This is a genomic window from Modestobacter sp. SYSU DS0511, assembly GCF_054050755.1.
Genome location: NZ_JBJGZY010000011.1, coordinates 21218 through 36966, shown reverse-complemented (window position 1 = coordinate 36966; position 15749 = coordinate 21218). Strand labels below are relative to the sequence as shown.

The following is a 15749-nucleotide window of genomic DNA, read 5'->3' as shown; positions in this document are numbered from 1 at the left end:
GGGTGCCCAGCACAGCCCACACCGGGAGGTGACCGTGGTCAGAATCCCCTTCCGCGGGCGTGCTGCGCGCCTCCCCGGTGGGCTGGCCGACGAGGAGACCCGCGCGCTCGTCGCCGGCACCGCGTCGGCCGCGGCCGCGGAGACCGCGCCGGCACCCGTGCCGCACCCCGACCCGACCGGCGCCGCGTTCTTCGACGTCGACAACACGATGATGATGGGCGCCTCGCTGTTCTGGTTCGCCCGCGGACTGGCCGCCCGCAAGTACTTCACCTCCCGCGACGTGGCCTCCTTCATCTGGCAGCAGGCCAAGTTCCGGATCGCGGGCAGCGAGAGCAGCATCGACATGCACACCGTGCGGGACAACGCGCTCGCCTTCGTCGCGGGCCGGCCGGTCGAGGAGATCAAGCAGGCCAGCGAGGAGATCTACGACGAGCTGATGGCCGACCGCATCTGGTCGGGCACCCGGTTGCTCGCACAGCAGCACCTCGACGCCGGGCAGCGGGTCTGGCTGGTCACCGCCACCCCGGTCGAGCTCGCCTCGATCATCGCCCACCGGCTGGGGCTCACCGGCGCCCTCGGCACGGTCGCGGAGGTGGTCGACGGGCGGTTCACCGGGCGGCTGGTCGGCGAGCTGATGCACGGCGATGCGAAGGCCCAGGCGGTGCGGGTGCTCGCCGAGCGGGAGGGGCTGGACCTGGCCCGCTGCAGCGCCTACAGCGACTCCAGCAACGACCTGCCGATGCTCAGCCTGGTGGGCACCGCGGTCGCGGTGAACCCCGACTCCGAGCTGCGGGCCATCGCCCGGTCCCGCGGCTGGACGATCAAGGACTTCCGCACCGGGCGCAAGGCCGCCAAGATCGGCGTCCCCACGGTCGGCGCCGCAGCCCTGTCGGGGGGCGTGGTCGGCGGGCTGGTCGCGCTGCGCCGCCGCAACCGCTGGCCGTTCTAGCTCCCGGCGAGGGTCAGCCCGCTGGCCGCGCCGTCCTCCCGGAGCGGGTCGACCAGCATCAACCGCAGCAACGTCTGCTCCCAGGCGGTGCGCACGGCGTCGGGTTGCTCGGCGAGGGCGCCGGTGGTGGGCAGGCGGGCGCCGCGCACCTCGCTCACCATCACCTCGAAGGCCAGCCGGAAGAGCAGGTCACCCGCCTGGTCCACCGACAGGCCGGCACCCAGCAGCGGCTCCAGCACCCAGCCCGGGCCGTCCGCGTCGAACTCCGCCACGAACGGTCTTCGTGCCGGCCACCCCGTTCGGATGCACCTCCCGGGGAGTCGTGCCGGTCCCGTCGGTGAGGACGTGCAGCCGCGACACCTGACGGGGAGCCGCGTCACGGCCCGGCTCCCCATCAGGTCGGCCGGGTCACCACCGGCCGGCGCACCGATGCCCGCGGATCACCGGCATCGGGCGCCCTCTCAGCTGAAGACGCTGCGGCGCTGCAGGAGGAGCCGGTAGATGGAGTGCTGGATCGTCTCGCGCACCTGGTCGGTCAGGTTGAACACGATCATCGGGTCGTCGGCGGCCGCCGGCCCGTAGGAGGCGGTCTCGATCGGCTCGCCGAAGGCGATGAACCACTTCGAGGGCAGCGGCACCGCACCGAGGGGGCCGAGCAGCGGAAAGGTCGGGGTGATCGGGAAGTACGGCAGCCCGAGCAGCCGGGCGGCGGTCTTCGCGTTGCCGAGCATGGGGTAGATCTCCTCGGCGCCGACGATCGCGCACGGCACGATCGGCACGCCGGTGCGCAGCGCGGCGCTGACGAACCCGCCCCGGCCGAACCGCTGCAGCGTGTACCGCTCGCTGAACGGCTTGCCCACGCCCTTGAAGCCCTCGGGGAAGACGCCCACCAGTTCCCCCGCCGACAGCAGCCGCTCGGCGTCCTCGTTGCAGGCGAGGGTGACGCCCAGCTTGCGGGCCAGCGACCCGATGAACGGCACCTGGAACACCAGGTCGGCACCGAGCAGACGCAGCCGGCGCCCGGCCGGGTGCTGGTCGCGCAGCGCCACGGTCTCCATCAGCGCGTCGACCGGCACGGTGCCGGAGTGGTTGGCCACCACCAGCGCGCCGCCGGTGTCGGGCACGTTCTCCAGCCCCTGGACCTCCACCCGGAACCAGCGCTCGAACCACGGCCGCAGCAGAGGCAGGAACAGGTGGTCGGTCAGGTCGGGGTCGAAGCCGAACTCGTCGGTGTCGTACTCGCCGGTGAGCCGGCGCCGCAGGAAGTCCAGGCCGCCCACGACCTCCTGGTCCCAGGTGGGCGCGGACGCGGGAGGCGGGGGGACCGGATCGTCGTCCGGGCGCAGCGGGATGACCCGGGCCTCAGGCATCGCGCACCGCCCGCAGGCCGGGCACCGACGGCGCCGGCCGGTGCCGCGGGGTGAGCACGGCGGAGGCGGCGGCCAGGCCACCGGCGAACCGGGTCACCACCGAGCGGGCCCCGCCGGTGACGCCCTCGACCAGTTCCGGGCGGACGACCGGCGGGAGGGTGCGGCCGTAGTCGGCCAGCGCCTCGGCGGTCGAGTAGTGCGGGGTGTACCCGAACTCCTCGCGCAGCACCCGGGTGTCGACGACCCGGCCGAAGTTGAGGAAGCGCATCTGCTCCGGGGACCAGTCGACCAGCCCGGGCCGGCGGGTGAGCCGGCCGAGGGAGCCCATCGCGGCCTCGGGCAGCGGCAGCTGCACCCGGCCCAGCCGGCGGATCGCCTGGGAGAGCAGGACGGTGCCCGAGGCACCGACGTTGACCGTGCCGACGAAGTCCCCGGTGGCCGCCCGGGCCAGCACCGCCACGGCGTCGTCCTCGTGGAGGAGCTGCACGCGGGCGTCGTACCCGAGGGCGGTGGGGATCACCGGCATCCGGAAGAAGCCCGACAGCAGGGAGTCGATGCGCGGGCCGATGAGGTTGGTGAACCGCAGCACGGCCACCCCGACGTCGGGACGACGCCGGGCGAAGGAGCGGACGTAGCCCTCGATGTCCAGGCTGTCCTTGGCGAAGCCCCCACCGGGGACCCGCCGGGCCTGCATCGTCTCGGTGAACACCGCCGGGTCGCGGGGGCTGGCCCCGTAGACCGCGCTGGTCGACTTCAGCACCAGCCGGCGCACCCGGGCCGACCGCTGGCAGGCGGCCAGCAGTTGCATGGAGCCGATGACGTTGAGCTCCTTCATCGACACCCGCCCACCCGCGCCGGCCGGGGTGACGCTGATGTTCATGTGGACCACGGTGTCCACCGCGGCCGACTCGATCACCTTCCCGATCAACGGGTTGCGGATGTCGGCGCGGACGAACTCGGTCCGCCCGAGGCGGCGGAGCACCTCGGGGGCCGGGGGGACGGTGTCCACCCCGATGACCCGGTCGATGCCCGGGTCGGCTGCGAGCTCGGCCGCCAGCGCGCCGCCCAGCCACCGGCTCACGCCGGTGACCAGGACGACCGCAGGCGGCACGAGCGTCAGCTCACTTCTTGTTGCGGCGCTGCACGCGGGTCTTCTTGAGCAGCTTGCGGTGCTTCTTCTTCGCCATCCGCTTGCGGCGCTTCTTGATGACCGAACCCATGTCCTGCTCCCGACGTCGTGGTCACGCGGCGCCGGGGGCGGTGACCGGGTGGCCACGCGGTTCCTGATCCGGGCACCGTGCGAGGTGTTCAGCTCCAGCGCGGGCCACCCCCGGCCGGGGGGTGGCACCGCTCAGCGCCCGAGACTACCTGGTGCCCTTCTGGAACGGCCCCGCTGCAGGGCAGCGGGGTCCTTCCTCAGGCGATGTCGGTGTAGGCGTCGCGCAGGTAGTCGTGCACGGCGCGCTCGGGCACCCGGAAGGAACGGCCGACGCGGACGGCGGAGAGCTCGCCGCCGTGCACGAGGCGGTAGACGGTCATCTTCGAGACCCGCATGAGCGCGGCGACCTCGGCAACGGTCAGGAACGCGACCGCGGCGCGGGGGGCCGGGACCGCGGCGGGGCGACCGACCGGGGCGGCGGCCGGGTGGGCGGCCGGGACCGGGCGCGACATGGCGGCGGCCGAGACCGGCCGGCCCATCTGTCGCGGCGCCGGGACACCCGGGCGAGCGGTCTGCTGGAGCGGTGCGCGGTGGGGCATGGTCACGTCGATCATCTCCGGTATCAGCACATCTTCGCGGCCACCGGCTTCCCCACCGGCGAACAGAACGCTCATGTGCTGGTACCGAGCGTAAGGGGACCGGAGTGACAGAAGCGATGGGTGAAACGAACAGGCGGACCGGTCCGTCCTGGGCACAAGTGGACAGAGACAACGCGTGACACACCCGTCACGGCGTGTTGTCCCCAAGTCGACTCGCCTGTGCGGACCCCTTGTCCACAGATTCTGTGGAAAAACACATCGATGTGATTTCCGCCGGGGCGGTGCGGGGTGCCGACCCTGGGGACCACCCTGGGGAGCCCGTGTGGGGAGTGGGCGACCTGGTCGGGCACCCGGGGGCCGGGCGGACGCCGACCGACCGCCCCCCGTGGGCAGATGTCGACAGGTCGCCGAGTCGACGAGTGACCGAGTCGACGAGGGGCCGGGACGACGAGTGGCCGCGACGCGGCTCAGGCCCGGGGGCGGCCCAGCTCCACCGAACGGTCGTGCGCGGCCTCGATCGCGGCGATGAGGGCCGCCCGCACCCCGTGCCGCTCCAGCTCGCGGATCGCGGCGATCGTCGTCCCACCGGGGCTGGTGACCGCCTCGCGCAACTGGACCGGGTGCTCACCGGAGTCGCGGAGCATCACCGCCGAGCCGTAGGCCGTCTGCACGATCAGGTCCGCGGCCACCGACCGCGGCAGGCCCAGCAGGATGCCGGCGTCGATCATCGCCTCGACCAGGTAGAAGAAGTACGCCGGGCCGCTGCCCGACAGCGCGGTCACCGCGTCCTGCTGGCTCTCCGGCACCCGCCGGACCTGCCCCACCGGCGCGAGCAGCGACTCGGCCTCGTCCAGGTGCGCGTCGGTGGCGTGCGCTCCGGCGGACAGCACGCTCATCCCGGCGTCGACCAGCGCGGGCGTGTTGGGCATGACCCGGACCACCGGTGTGCCGGCGGGCAGCGCCGCCTCGATCCGCCCGGTGGACACCCCGGCAGCGACGGAGACGACCAGGTGCGCGTCGGCGGCCACGTGCGGGGCCAGCAGGCCCAGCAGCGCGTCGAGGTCCTGCGGCTTGACCGCGAGCAGCAGCACCCGGGCCTGCGCGGCCGCCTCGGCCAGGTCGAGCGCGTCCACGCCGTACCGCGCGGTCAGCTCGGCGGCCCGCTCCGGGCTGCGCTCGACGACGCGGATGCCGTCCCCGCTCCCCGCCTGCCGGACCAGCCCGGCCAGCAGCGCCTCACCGATCTTCCCCCCACCGACGACGGCCAGCCCGTGACGACTCCCAGTGATCATGCCCGCGACGGTAGCGCCCGTCGTGCGTGTGCTCCGGGGCGACCGGGGTAGCCAGCGACCATGTCCGGAGAACTGAACGGCAAGCGCGTGGCCGTGCTGGCCACCGACGGCGTGGAGCAGGTCGAGCTGGAGCGCCCCTGGCAGGCCCTGGTGGATGCCGGTGCCCAGCCGCAGTTGGTGGGCCTGGAGCCCGGGTCGATCACCATGTACCAGCACATCGACAAGGGCGACACCAAGGACGTCGACGTGGTCGTGTCGCAGGCCGACCCCGACGGCTTCGACGCCCTGGTCCTGCCCGGCGGGGTCATCAACGGCGACTTCGTCCGCGCCGACACCGACGCGGTGGCCTTCGCGAAGGCGTTCTTCGACGCGGGCAAGCCGGTCGCCGCGATCTGCCACGCCCCGTGGGTGCTCGCCGAGGCCGACGTCGTCCGGGGGCGGCGGATGACCTCCTGGCCCTCGCTGCAGACCGACCTCCGCAACGCCGGCGCGGACTGGGTGGACGAGGAGGTCGTCGTCGACGGCAACCTGACCACCAGCCGCAAGCCCGACGACCTCGACGCCTTCAGCAGGACGCTCGTCGAGCAGTTCGCCGGCGCCTGAACCCGCCGCCCGGGTCAGGACCCCGCGAGCAGCCCCGCGGCCGGCGCGATCACCAGCACCGTGCCGGCGAGCAGGAGGCCGGCCAGCAACGGGACGGCGAGCGGCCCCTGCCCCTGCCGTTTCCGCCATGCAGCGACCCCGGCGACCAGCCCGGTGACGGCCAGCGGTGCGGCGACCAGTGCGGCGTAGGGCATCAGCTCCCACAGCAGCGTGAACGCGAAGTAGAGCCCGATCCCGACCGCCAGGGCCACCACGAGCTCACCGACGAACCTGATCCAGGCCAGCACGCCCTGCGGGCCGCTCGCCGGTTCGACGCCCGCCTCGCCCGGCACGGCCGGCTGCGGGCCGGTGCGGTGCGCGCCCGTGCGGCGCTCACCCGTGGCCGGCGCACCCGACGTCTGCAGCGCCGGGATGGCCGCCGTCGACGGCCCACCCGGCACGCTGCCGGTGGTGGGCGCCGGTGACGGGCTGGGCGCCGATGCGGCCGGGGCCGCGGGTGACGACGTCGGCCCCGGGGCGAGCCGGGCAGGTGCGTCGGTGTGCCGCCGCCCCTGCGGCACCGGGGCAGCGGTGGGCCCGGGCCGGCCGGTCACCGGCCCGGATGCGGCCAGGTCGCCCAGCCCGCTGCCGCGCGGGCGGTCCTCGGCCGGGGCCCAGGAGGGGGCGGCCGCCGACGACCCGCCCCGCGGTGTACCCGGCGCACCGTCGCGGGTCGGGTCTGCCCGGCGCGGCGACTCCACCCGGGCGCCCGCCCGCCCCGCCGCCGGGGACGGTGCGCCCGGGGACTGGGCCCGCGCGGTGACGGGACGGACCCCGGGCGCCGGTCCGGCCGGGCGCCCCGGCGTACCGGGACGTGGCGACGGCGCGGCGGGTGCCGGCCGCGGGGCGACGGCGGCCGGACGCCCGTCCACGTCGACGGGCGCCGAGCGGCCGGTGGGCGCCTCGTCGGGGCCCCGGCGACGACGACCGGGGCGCGTGCCCTGCTCGCTCTCCAGACCGTGCTCGCGCAGGATCTCGGCCAGCGAGCGGACGCTGTGCTCCCCCGACGACGGCTGCGACATCACGCCCCCTCCAGCGAGTCCAGGCGCCGGAGGATGACCCCCTCGCGCAGCGCCCACGGACAGATCCGCACAGACGGTACGTCCACCGCGCGCATCGCAGCCTGCGCCACGACGGCACCGGCCGGTACCTGGTGCGCGCGTTGCACCGAAACCCCCTGCAACTCGGCCAGCGCGCCGGCCTCGATCCGGGAGACGAAGCCGATGACCTGCCCCAACCCCGTCGCGCTGAGCTCACGCGGCACCCGGAGGCCCGCGGCGTAGGGCGCGGCGCCGGCGAGCCGGGCCAGGGTGCGGAACGTCTTCGAGGTCGCCGCCACCAGGTCGGGCTCACCCGCGGCACGCAATTTGCGCCCGGCCGGGGCGAGCACCTCCTCCGCGTGCGCCTCCAGCTGGGCCAGCGCGGCGAGGTCGGGGCGTCCCCCGGTCTCGGCGTCGGGGAGGAACCGCCGGGTCATCCGCCCGGCGCCCAGGGGCACCGAGAGGGCGACGTCGGGGTCCTCGTCGATGCCACTGGCCAGCTCCAGCGAACCGCCGCCGATGTCGAGCACGAGCAACCGGCCGGCGCTCCAGCCGAACCAGCGGCGCGCAGCGAGGAACGTCAGCCGGGCCTCGTCCTCCCCGCTGAGCACCTGCAGCTCCACCCCGGTCTGCTCGCGCACCCGGCGGAGCACCGCGGCCCCGTTGTCGGCGTCCCGGATCGCCGAGGTGACGAAGGCCAGCAGTTCGTCGCACCGCCGGTCGGCGGCCTGTCGCTTGGCCTTCTGCACTGCGGTGAGCAGGGCCTTCTCCCCCGCCTTGGACAGCTTGCCGTCCTCCCCCACGTGCTCGGCCAGGCGCAGCAGCCAGCGGTCGTCGTGCATCGGGGTGGGGTGCGCGCCGCGGTGCGCATCGACCACCAGCAGGTGCACGGTGTTGGAGCCGACATCCAGCACGCCCAGTCGCATGCGGGAGAGTCTGCCGGGTCACCCGCCGCCTACGCTGCGCCGGTGGACTCCAGCACCCCCGCCGACGCCCCGCCCGAGGTGGGGCTGGACTTCCCCCGCGAGTGGGTGGAGTTCGTCGACCCGGCCGATCCCGAGCACCTGGTGCGGGCCGACCTCACCTGGCTGACCAGCGCGTGGACGTGCGTGTTCGGCCGCGGCTGCGTCGGCGTCGTCGCCGGTCGTGCCGAGGACGGCTGCTGCAACCACGGCGCGTTCTTCACCGACACCGACGACCTGGAGCGGGTCGCCGCCTCCGTGGCCGAGCTCACCCCGCTCGACTGGCAACGCCACCCCGGCCAGGCGCCGGCCCGGGACGAGTGGACCGAGCCGGACACGCTGGACGAGCCAGCGCCCGGGGAGGCCGCCGAGGAAGCGCTGCGCACCCGGGTCGTCGACGGCGCCTGCGTCTTCCTCAACCGGCCCGGGCACCCCGGAGGTGCCGGCTGCGCGCTGCACGCGATGGCGCTGCGGCAGGGCCGCCACCCGCTGGAGACCAAGCCGGACGTGTGCTGGCAGCTGCCGGTCCGGCGGGAGCAGGAGTGGGTCGACCGGCCCGACGACACCCGGGTGCTGGTGTCGTCCATCGGTGAGTTCGACCGCCGCGGCTGGGGTCCGGGCGGCCACGACCTGCACTGGTGGTGCACCGGCTCCCCCACCGCGCACGTCGCGGCGCAGCCGCTGGTGGAGACCTACGGCCCGGAGCTGACCGCGCTGCTGGGCGAGGCCGCCTACGCCGAGCTACGCCGGCTGACCGAGGCGCGCCTGGACGCCGGCCTCGTCGCCCCGCACCCGGCCAGCCCCCGGCCGGTGCCCGTCGAGCTGCATCGACGCCGGCCCGGCTGAGACCGGCGCGCCGCCGGCGCGGGTGGCCCGGAAGGTCTGCCGGTAGGCCCGCGGGGAGACGCCGCGACGGCGGCCGAACTGCTCCCGCAGCCCGGCTGCGGTGCCGAAGCCGACCAGCCGGGCGATCTCCTCCACCGGGGCGTCGCTGCCCTCCAGCAGCGACTCCGCCGCGACCAGCCGCTGGGTGAGCAGCCAGGCGTGCGGCGTCGTCCCGGTGGTGGCCTTGAACCGGCGGGCGAAGCTGCGCGGGCTCATCAGCGCGCGGCGGGCCAGCACCTCGACGGTGATCTCCTCGGCGAGGTGCGCCCGGGCCCACTCGAGGACGACGCCGAGCAGGTCGTCCTCGCATCGGGCCACCGGCTCGTCGATGAACTGGGCCTGGCCGCCGTCGCGGTGCGGGGGCACCACCATGTCCCGGGCCAGCGCGTTGGCCGCCGACGCACCCCACTCCCGGCGGACCAGGTGGAGCATCGCGTCGATGCCGCTGGCCGTCCCGGCGCCGGTGATGACCCGGCCGGCGTCCACGTAGAGCACCGCCGGATCGACCTGGACACGGGGGAAGCGTGCGGCGAGCTCCCCGGCCATCCGCCAGTGCGTGGTGGCCCGGCGACCGTCGAGCAGGCCGGCGCGGGCGAGCACGAAGGCCCCCGAGCAGTGGCTCACCAGCTGGGCACCGCGGTCGTGCGCGGTCACCAGCGCGGCCAGCAGCTCCGGCGGGGAGGGCTGGGCCAGGTCCTCCCAGGAGGTCACCAGGACGATGTCGGAGACGGCCACCCGCTCCATACCGTGCTCCACGGTCAGCCCGATGCCGGTGTCGGTCCGGACCACCCCCGGCCGGACGGCGGCGAGCGCGAAGTCGAAGCGTGGCAGCCCCAGGTGACGGCGGTCGTAGCCGAAGACCTCGGCCGCGACCCCCAGCCCGAAGGAGCCCACCAGGCCGTCGGCGACGACGGCGCTCACCACCAGCGGACGGTCGGTCGGCATCACGGCGACAGCATGGCAGGAAACACGCGATCGCCGTCACCCCTGCCACTCGTCCGGTGGACCGCGGCGGCAGAGGCTGCGGGCATGTTCCTGATCACCTGCCCCGTCACCCGGACCACCGAGCTGGTGGCCGACCGGCGCGTCCGGTCGGTCGCCAACCACGCGACGCACATCGCGCTAACCGTCGCCTGCCCCTGCGGCGCCGAGCACGTCTACCGCACCGGACGACGGTGGGAGGCGGCCCGCACCAGGGCACCGCGGACGGCCACGGCCGCCGGCGTCGTTCGAGCTGCGCCGGAGCAGGCACCCGCGTAGCTTCGAACACATGAGCGAAGCAGAGACCGGGCCCGACAGCCCGCGCAGCACCGAGAAGGACCCGTCGGACTGGGTGACCGGCGACGAGCCGGCCACGGGCGCGCAGAAGAGCTACCTGCACACGCTCGCGCGCGAGGCCGGGGAGGACGTCCCCGACGACATCAACAAGGCCGACGCCTCGAAGAAGATCGACGAGCTCCAGGACGAGACCGGCCGGGGCCAGTAAGGCTCGGTCGGCCGCCGCCAGGCGGTGTCGCCCCGGGTGACGGGCCCGCAGGGTCCTCACCCGGGGACGACGGGCCCGCCGCAGGCGGTCGGCTCGGGCGGCGGGCCCGCAGGGTCCACCCCCGAGCCGACGGTCAGCGGCTCAATGCAGCCGGGGCACGGCACCTGGCCGCGGTGGGAGGCCGGCAGGCCGACAATCCTGCTAAGCCTCGAACTTGTAACCGAGCCCGCGCACCGTCACCAGGTACTTGGGGTTGGCCGGGTCGGGCTCGAGCTTGGCCCGTAGCCGCTTGACGTGGACGTCGAGGGTCTTGGTGTCGCCGACGTAGTCCGCCCCCCAGACCCGGTCGATGAGCTGGCCGCGGGTGAGCACCCGTCCGGCGTTGCGCAGCAGCATCTCGAGCAGGTCGAACTCCTTGAGCGGGAGGGCGACGGGCTGCCCGTCGACGGCGACGACGTGCCGCTCGACGTCCAGCCGCACCGGGCCGGCCTCCAGCGTGCTGTCGACCACCGGTTCGGCGTCCGTTCCGCGGCGCAGCACGGCCCGGATCCGGGCGACGAGCTCGCGGGCCGAGTAGGGCTTGGTGACGTAGTCGTCGGCGCCCAGCTCCAGCCCGACGACCTTGTCGATCTCGGCGTCCTTGGCGGTGAGCATGATGATCGGCACAGAGCTCCTGGCCCGCAGCGAGCGGCAGACCTCGGTGCCGGAGAGCCCCGGCAGCATGAGGTCGAGCAGCACGATGTCGGCCCCGGCCCGGTCGAACTCGGCGAGCGCGTCCGTGCCGGTGGCGGCCACGACCGTGTCGTAGCCCTCTCGCCGCAGCATGTAGGACAGCGCGTCGCTGAAGGACTCCTCGTCCTCCACCACGAGCACTCGGGTCATGACCGTCCTCTCCTCGCGGCCCCCGCGGGGCCGTCGTCGTGGGACCCGACCGCGACGTCGTCGACGTCGAGGGGGCGGGCGGGGTGGAGCGGCGGCACGGGCGGCCGCTCGGGTGCGCCGTCGTCCACGGGCTGGTCGATCCCGGCGGCGAGGGGGATGCGCAGGGTGAACGTCGACCCCAGGCCCTCCTCGCTCCACACGGTGACCGATCCGCCGTGGTTGCTGGCGACGTGCTTGACGATGGCCAGACCGAGTCCGGTGCCACCGGTGGAGCTGGCCCGGGACTGGTCGACCCGGTAGAAGCGCTCGAAGACCCGGGAGCGGTCCGAGCGGGGGATGCCGATGCCGGAGTCGGTGACGGCGATCTCGGCGAACCCGGAGCGGGCCCGGGCGCCGACCGCGATCGTCGTGCCCGCCGGGCTGTAGGCGACGGCGTTGGCCAGCAGGTTGGTGAGGGCGGTGGCCAGCTGCGCCTCGACCCCGCGGACCACCAGGCCGGGCTGGGCGGCGACGGCGAGCTGGATGTCCTTGGCCGCCGCGGCGGCGCGGGTGCGGTCGACGGCCTCGGCCACGACGGTCGCGACGGCGACCGGCACCAGCTCGGGCATCGGCTCCGCGCCCTGCAGTCGGGACAGGTCGATGAGCTCGCGCACCAGGCGGGAGAGCCGGTCGGCCTCGTGGCTCATCCGGGCGGCGAAGCGCTGCACCGTCTCCGGGTCGTCGGCGGCACCCTGGATCGCCTCGGCGAGCAGCGCGAGCGCGCCCACGGGGGTCTTCAGCTCGTGGCCGACGTTGGCGACGAAGTCCCGCCGGACGGCCTCGACGCGGCGGGCCTCGGTGACGTCCTGCAGCACCAGGGCCACCGGCCCGGTGACGCTCAGCGGTGCGCTGCGCAGCCGGATGCCGTGCACGCCCACGGTGCGGGGGCCCGCGCCGACCAGGTCGCCGGGGAGGGCGACGTCGGCCCGGCGGCTGCCGGCGGTCTGGGTCTCCCGGGCCACCTCCAGCAGGCCGGGAACCAGCAGGCGACTGCCCCGGACGATGCCCAGCGCCCGCGCGGAGGGGTTGGCCAGCAGGACCGCGTCGTCGGGGCCGACCACGACGACGGCGGGGTCCATCAGGTCGACCAGCCGGCGGGAGAGCGCGGCCTCCTCGTCGGCGCGCGGGTCGACCTGGCCGCGCGGGGGCGCCGCGCCCCCCTCGTCGACGGGACGGTGCCGGGCGCGGACCACGGTGAGCGCCAGCAGCAGGCCGGTCGCGAGGCCCGCCACCAGGGCGACCAGCGGTTCCACGGTGCCGATGCTAGACACGAAGGGCGGGCGCACGGCCGGGCCCGGGGCACATCACCCGTCCGGGCGGGACAGTTCACCGCGGTGTGCCCGGGCGTTCACCTAGCGGCCTCCTGCAGCGCGTGGCACCGTCTTTAGGCTCGTGTGCACACGCGTTCCGACGTCCACCACGGGCGTCACGAACGGTGGGCGGGGACGCCACGCGCCGAGCAGCCGAGCCACCCGGGCCCGGACCCGGCGCGGCAAGTGGACGGAGGAAGCGTGCTGCGGGAGAGCTACCGCGAGGAACTGGACGACATCAACGCCTGCCTGGTGGAGATGGCCAACTCGGTGGGGTCCGCGATGAGCACCGCGACCACCGCCCTGCTCGACGCCGACGTCGCGCTCGCCGACCTGGTCATCGCCGGCGACGAGCGGATCGACGCGGTGCGCGAGAGCATCGAGGAGCGCTGCTTCACCCTGCTGGCCCGGCAGCAGCCGGTCGCCACCGACCTGCGCACCATCACCACCGCGATGCGGATCGTCGGCGACCTGGAGCGGATGGGCGACCTGGCCGAGCACATCGCCAAGGTCGCACGGATGCGCTTCCCCGAGCACGCGGTGCCCCAGGAGGTGCGCCCGGTCTTCCTGGAGGCCGGCCACGTCGCCCAGAGCCTGGTCGCCAAGGCCGGCACGATCATCGCCAAGCGCGACGTCGAGGCCGCCGTCGAGCTGGAGGCCGAGGACGACGTGATGGACCAGCTGCACAAGCAGCTGTTCCGCGAGCTGCTGCTGCCCACCTGGGGTCACGGGATCGAGTCGGCCATCGACGTCACGCTGCTGGGCCGCTACTACGAGCGCTTCGCCGACCACGCGGTCAGCGTCGCCCGCCGGGTGGTCTACCTGGTCACCGGCGAGAACTCGATGGCGGCCGCGCACGACAGCTGAGCACGCGCGACGAGGCCCCGGAGGCATCGCCTCCGGGGCCTCGTCGCGTCTGCGGGTCGGAATCCGGGGGCTCGGCACCCGGTGGACCGGGATGCTCGCCGCCTGCCGTCCCTCCCGCCCACCGGTCAGCCGACCTCCCGCGCGCTCGACGCCCCACGGGCGCCGACCTCCGACGAGCAGCGGCTGCTGCCCGGACTCGCCGCGGCCGGCCCGCCGGAGCTGGTCGCGCAGGCCGGCGACGTCCTCGCGGTGAGCGCGACCGGGCGCAGCCCAGTCGGGCACGCGGTCGATGTCGTCCTGCACGCGGTGCACGGCCGGGCTGACCGAGCTCACCCACCCCACGGTGGGCTCAGCCCGGCCCGGCGGCTACTTCTTGCCCTGGTTCTTGACCGCCTCGATCGCGGCGGCCGCGGCGTCGGGGTCGAGGTACTGACCGCCCTTCTGCAGCGGGCGCAGGTCGGCGTCGAGGTCGTAGCGCAGCGGGACGCCGGTCGGGATGTTGAGGCCGACGACCTCCTCGTCGCCCATGCCGTCCAGGTGCTTCACCAGCGCACGCAGGCTGTTGCCGTGCGCGGCGACCAGCACGGTCCGCCCCGACCGCAGGTCCGGCACGATCGCGTCGTACCAGTAGGGCAGCATCCGGACGACGACGTCGGCCAGGCACTCGGTGGCCGGGCGCACCTCCGGCGGCAGCATGGCGTAGCGCGGGTCGCCGTCCTGGCTGAACTCGCTGCCGGGCTCGATCGGCGGCGGCGGGGTGTCGTAGGAGCGGCGCCAGGTCATGAACTGCTCCTCGCCGTACTCGGCGAGGGTGGCGGCCTTGTCCTTGCCCTGCAGAGCGCCGTAGTGCCGCTCGTTGAGCCGCCAGGAGCGCTTGACCGGGATCCACTGCCGGTCGGCGGCGGCCAGGGCCAGCTCGGAGGTGGCGATCGCACGCTTGAGCACGGAGGTGTGGCAGACGTCGGGCAGCACGCCCTGCTCGGCCATCAGCTGGCCACCGCGGGCCGCCTCGGCGCGGCCCTTCTCCGACAGCGGGACGTCCACCCAGCCGGTGAACAGGTTGGCCTTGTTCCACTCGCTCTCGCCGTGGCGGAGCAGGACGAGGGTCGCAGCGGGGCTCGCGGTCTCAGTCACGCCGCCATCCTGCCCGACTCCGGATCAGCGCGTGAGCAGCGGCCAGCAGACCCACAGCTCGAACAACGCCGGCGGCACCAGCCCGACCAGCAGCCAGGGGCTCCAGAACCGACGTCCGGCGCCCCAGCGGACGGCGGCGACCATGCCCAGGCTGCAGGCGACCGCCACCGAGCCCCAGAGCGCGAGCGACCCGGCGTCCGGGGCGAACAGCTGCACGACCAGCAGCTCGACCGCGCACAGCAGCAGCGGGTAGGCCAGCGCGGAGGCGGCGACCAGGCCGATGAGCGCCCGGCCCTGCCGGGCCGGGGAAGGCGTCTGGTCCACCATCGCCGCCCACGCGAGCCCGGGAGGGGGAGGATCGGCCCGTGCGTGCGACCGAACGGTGGGCTGCGGAGCTGGCGGCGTGGGCGATCGACCCGGAGCTGCTGGCCGCCGCCCCGGAGTCCCCTTACGGCTTCCCGCCGGGCCTGTTCGGCGCCGACCGCGGCGCGGCGGCGACCCTCGCCGCGGTGCGGGGGGCCGGCCCGGGCAGCGTGCTGGACGTCGGCTGCGGCGGTGGGGCGGCCAGCGTGCCCGCCGGAGCACCCGAGCTGCTGGGCGTCGACGAGTCCGCCGATCTGCTGGCCCGGTTCACCGCGGCGGCGCTCACCTCCCCGGCGACGGCGGTGCGCACCTGGGTCGGGCGGTGGCCGGACGTCGCCCAGCGGGTGCCGCCGGCCGACGTCGTGGTGTGCGCGAACGTCGTCTACAACGTGCCCGACGTCGCCGCGTTCGTCACCGAGCTGACCGGGCACGCCCGCCACCGGGTGGTCGTCGAGCTGACCGACGTCCACCCGTGGACGTCCCTGGGCGGGCTGTGGCGGCACTTCCACGGCCAGGAGCGGCCCAGCGGCCCCACGGCTGCCCTGTTCGCCGAGGTGCTCGACGAGCTGGGGATCGCCGCGCAGCAGCGCACCTGGTCGCGGGCCGACCCGTGGCGCGACGCGCCCGACGACGTGGTGCTGGCCTTCACCCGCCGGCGGCTGTGCCTGCCGGTGGAGCGCGAGCCGGAGGTGGCCGCGGCGATGCGCCGCTCCCCCGACGACCGGCCACGCACCGCGACCACCTTCTGGTGGCCCGGCGGAGCGAGCTGA

At 74.9% G+C, this 15749-nt stretch carries 20 protein-coding genes; 7 read left to right on the top strand and 13 right to left on the bottom strand.

Annotated features, from left to right (window positions below):
- Positions 1-28: 28 nt before the first annotated feature.
- Positions 29-949 (top strand): HAD family hydrolase, encoded by a 921-nt coding sequence (locus ACI783_RS07600; protein ID WP_457139867.1) that lies wholly within the window; start codon positions 29-31, stop codon positions 947-949.
- Here ACI783_RS07600 and ACI783_RS07595 read toward each other — a convergent pair.
- The 6 genes from ACI783_RS07595 to proC form a co-directional block, all read right to left on the bottom strand.
- The gene (locus tag ACI783_RS07595; RefSeq protein WP_457139866.1) at positions 946-1221 is read right to left on the bottom strand and encodes a hypothetical protein; all 276 of its coding nucleotides are present in this window, start codon (positions 1219-1221) and stop codon (positions 946-948) included. The two genes, ACI783_RS07600 and ACI783_RS07595, sit on opposite strands and share 4 nt — an antisense overlap.
- A 189-nt stretch (positions 1222-1410) precedes the next feature.
- Positions 1411-2319: a lysophospholipid acyltransferase family protein gene (locus ACI783_RS07590; RefSeq protein WP_457078719.1), complete on the bottom strand. Its 909-nt coding sequence runs from the start codon at positions 2317-2319 to the stop codon at positions 1411-1413.
- Positions 2312-3430: an NAD-dependent epimerase/dehydratase family protein gene (locus ACI783_RS07585; RefSeq protein ID WP_457139865.1), complete on the bottom strand. Its 1119-nt coding sequence runs from the start codon at positions 3428-3430 to the stop codon at positions 2312-2314. Before ACI783_RS07585 ends, ACI783_RS07590 begins: the two co-directional genes overlap by 8 nt.
- A 10-nt stretch (positions 3431-3440) precedes the next feature.
- Entirely contained in the window at positions 3441-3539 is a 99-nt protein-coding gene (locus ACI783_RS07580) for a 30S ribosomal protein bS22 (protein WP_012854759.1), read from the bottom strand.
- A gap of 196 nt (positions 3540-3735) precedes the next feature.
- Positions 3736-4152, bottom strand: a complete 417-nt coding sequence (locus ACI783_RS07575; RefSeq protein WP_457078723.1) for a helix-turn-helix domain-containing protein — start codon at positions 4150-4152, stop codon at positions 3736-3738.
- 392 nt (positions 4153-4544) lie between these two features.
- Complete coding sequence (gene proC / locus ACI783_RS07570; protein WP_457139864.1) at positions 4545-5369, bottom strand: pyrroline-5-carboxylate reductase; 825 nt, start codon at positions 5367-5369, stop codon at positions 4545-4547.
- Positions 5370-5429: 60 nt separating this feature from the next.
- Between proC and ACI783_RS07565 the strand changes: the two genes are divergently transcribed.
- Positions 5430-5972 carry a type 1 glutamine amidotransferase domain-containing protein gene (locus ACI783_RS07565; RefSeq protein ID WP_457139863.1) on the top strand — a complete coding sequence of 181 codons (543 nt, stop codon included), beginning with the start codon at positions 5430-5432 and terminating at the stop codon, positions 5970-5972.
- 14 nt (positions 5973-5986) lie between these two features.
- Here ACI783_RS07565 and ACI783_RS07560 read toward each other — a convergent pair whose 3' ends face one another.
- Together ACI783_RS07560 and ACI783_RS07555 are read right to left on the bottom strand one after the other, a co-directional pair.
- Complete coding sequence (locus tag ACI783_RS07560) at positions 5987-7033, bottom strand: hypothetical protein (protein ID WP_457139862.1); 1047 nt, start codon at positions 7031-7033, stop codon at positions 5987-5989.
- Entirely contained in the window at positions 7033-7977 is a 945-nt protein-coding gene (locus tag ACI783_RS07555) for a Ppx/GppA phosphatase family protein (RefSeq protein ID WP_457139861.1), read from the bottom strand. Before ACI783_RS07555 ends, ACI783_RS07560 begins: the two co-directional genes overlap by 1 nt.
- Before the next feature lie 42 nt (positions 7978-8019).
- Between ACI783_RS07555 and ACI783_RS07550 the strand changes: the two genes are divergently transcribed.
- Positions 8020-8859 (top strand): hypothetical protein, encoded by an 840-nt coding sequence (locus ACI783_RS07550; protein ID WP_457139860.1) that lies wholly within the window; start codon positions 8020-8022, stop codon positions 8857-8859.
- Here ACI783_RS07550 and ACI783_RS07545 read toward each other — a convergent pair.
- Positions 8755-9843 (bottom strand): helix-turn-helix domain-containing protein, encoded by a 1089-nt coding sequence (locus tag ACI783_RS07545; protein ID WP_457139930.1) that lies wholly within the window; start codon positions 9841-9843, stop codon positions 8755-8757. The two genes, ACI783_RS07550 and ACI783_RS07545, sit on opposite strands and share 105 nt — an antisense overlap.
- An 84-nt stretch (positions 9844-9927) precedes the next feature.
- Between ACI783_RS07545 and ACI783_RS07540 the strand changes: the two genes are divergently transcribed.
- Positions 9928-10158: a hypothetical protein gene (locus ACI783_RS07540; protein ID WP_457139859.1), complete on the top strand. Its 231-nt coding sequence runs from the start codon at positions 9928-9930 to the stop codon at positions 10156-10158.
- A 10-nt stretch (positions 10159-10168) separates the two neighbouring features.
- Complete coding sequence (locus ACI783_RS07535) at positions 10169-10384, top strand: DUF3072 domain-containing protein (protein WP_457064044.1); 216 nt, start codon at positions 10169-10171, stop codon at positions 10382-10384.
- A 201-nt stretch (positions 10385-10585) separates the two neighbouring features.
- Here ACI783_RS07535 and ACI783_RS07530 read toward each other — a convergent pair whose 3' ends face one another.
- Together ACI783_RS07530 and ACI783_RS07525 are read right to left on the bottom strand one after the other, a co-directional pair.
- Positions 10586-11266 carry a winged helix-turn-helix domain-containing protein gene (locus ACI783_RS07530; protein WP_457139858.1) on the bottom strand — a complete coding sequence of 227 codons (681 nt, stop codon included), beginning with the start codon at positions 11264-11266 and terminating at the stop codon, positions 10586-10588.
- Complete coding sequence (locus ACI783_RS07525; protein WP_457139857.1) at positions 11263-12558, bottom strand: sensor histidine kinase; 1296 nt, start codon at positions 12556-12558, stop codon at positions 11263-11265. The genes ACI783_RS07530 and ACI783_RS07525 overlap by 4 nt, the downstream gene beginning before the upstream one ends.
- A 258-nt stretch (positions 12559-12816) precedes the next feature.
- Here ACI783_RS07525 and phoU point away from each other — a divergent pair, with 258 nt between their 5' ends.
- Positions 12817-13482 (top strand): phosphate signaling complex protein PhoU, encoded by a 666-nt coding sequence (gene phoU / locus ACI783_RS07520; RefSeq protein WP_457139856.1) that lies wholly within the window; start codon positions 12817-12819, stop codon positions 13480-13482.
- Positions 13483-13848: 366 nt separating this feature from the next.
- Here the strand turns inward: phoU and ACI783_RS07515 are convergent, their stop codons facing one another.
- Positions 13849-14616 (bottom strand): phosphoglyceromutase, encoded by a 768-nt coding sequence (locus tag ACI783_RS07515; RefSeq protein ID WP_457078750.1) that lies wholly within the window; start codon positions 14614-14616, stop codon positions 13849-13851.
- 24 nt (positions 14617-14640) lie between these two features.
- Complete coding sequence (locus ACI783_RS07510) at positions 14641-14943, bottom strand: hypothetical protein (RefSeq protein ID WP_457139855.1); 303 nt, start codon at positions 14941-14943, stop codon at positions 14641-14643.
- A 38-nt stretch (positions 14944-14981) separates the two neighbouring features.
- Between ACI783_RS07510 and ACI783_RS07505 the strand changes: the two genes are divergently transcribed.
- Entirely contained in the window at positions 14982-15749 is a 768-nt protein-coding gene (locus tag ACI783_RS07505; RefSeq protein WP_457139854.1) for a class I SAM-dependent methyltransferase, read from the top strand.

Bases quoted from the DNA above. Each gene is read 5' to 3' on its own strand.
- ACI783_RS07590 (WP_457078719.1), bottom strand. From the start codon at position 2,319: ATGCCTGAGGCCCGGGTCATCCCGCTGCGCCCGGACGACGATCCGGTC.
- ACI783_RS07580 (WP_012854759.1), bottom strand. From the start codon at position 3,539: ATGGGTTCGGTCATCAAGAAGCGCCGCAAGCGGATGGCGAAGAAGAAG.
- ACI783_RS07575 (WP_457078723.1), bottom strand. From the start codon at position 4,152: ATGAGCGTTCTGTTCGCCGGTGGGGAAGCCGGTGGCCGCGAAGATGTG.
- proC (WP_457139864.1), bottom strand. From the start codon at position 5,369: ATGATCACTGGGAGTCGTCACGGGCTGGCCGTCGTCGGTGGGGGGAAG.
- ACI783_RS07565 (WP_457139863.1), top strand. From the start codon at position 5,430: ATGTCCGGAGAACTGAACGGCAAGCGCGTGGCCGTGCTGGCCACCGAC.
- ACI783_RS07560 (WP_457139862.1), bottom strand. From the start codon at position 7,033: ATGTCGCAGCCGTCGTCGGGGGAGCACAGCGTCCGCTCGCTGGCCGAG.
- ACI783_RS07555 (WP_457139861.1), bottom strand. From the start codon at position 7,977: ATGCGACTGGGCGTGCTGGATGTCGGCTCCAACACCGTGCACCTGCTG.
- ACI783_RS07545 (WP_457139930.1), bottom strand. From the start codon at position 9,843: ATGCCGACCGACCGTCCGCTGGTGGTGAGCGCCGTCGTCGCCGACGGC.
- ACI783_RS07540 (WP_457139859.1), top strand. From the start codon at position 9,928: ATGTTCCTGATCACCTGCCCCGTCACCCGGACCACCGAGCTGGTGGCC.
- ACI783_RS07535 (WP_457064044.1), top strand. From the start codon at position 10,169: ATGAGCGAAGCAGAGACCGGGCCCGACAGCCCGCGCAGCACCGAGAAG.
- ACI783_RS07530 (WP_457139858.1), bottom strand. From the start codon at position 11,266: ATGACCCGAGTGCTCGTGGTGGAGGACGAGGAGTCCTTCAGCGACGCG.
- ACI783_RS07510 (WP_457139855.1), bottom strand. From the start codon at position 14,943: ATGGTGGACCAGACGCCTTCCCCGGCCCGGCAGGGCCGGGCGCTCATC.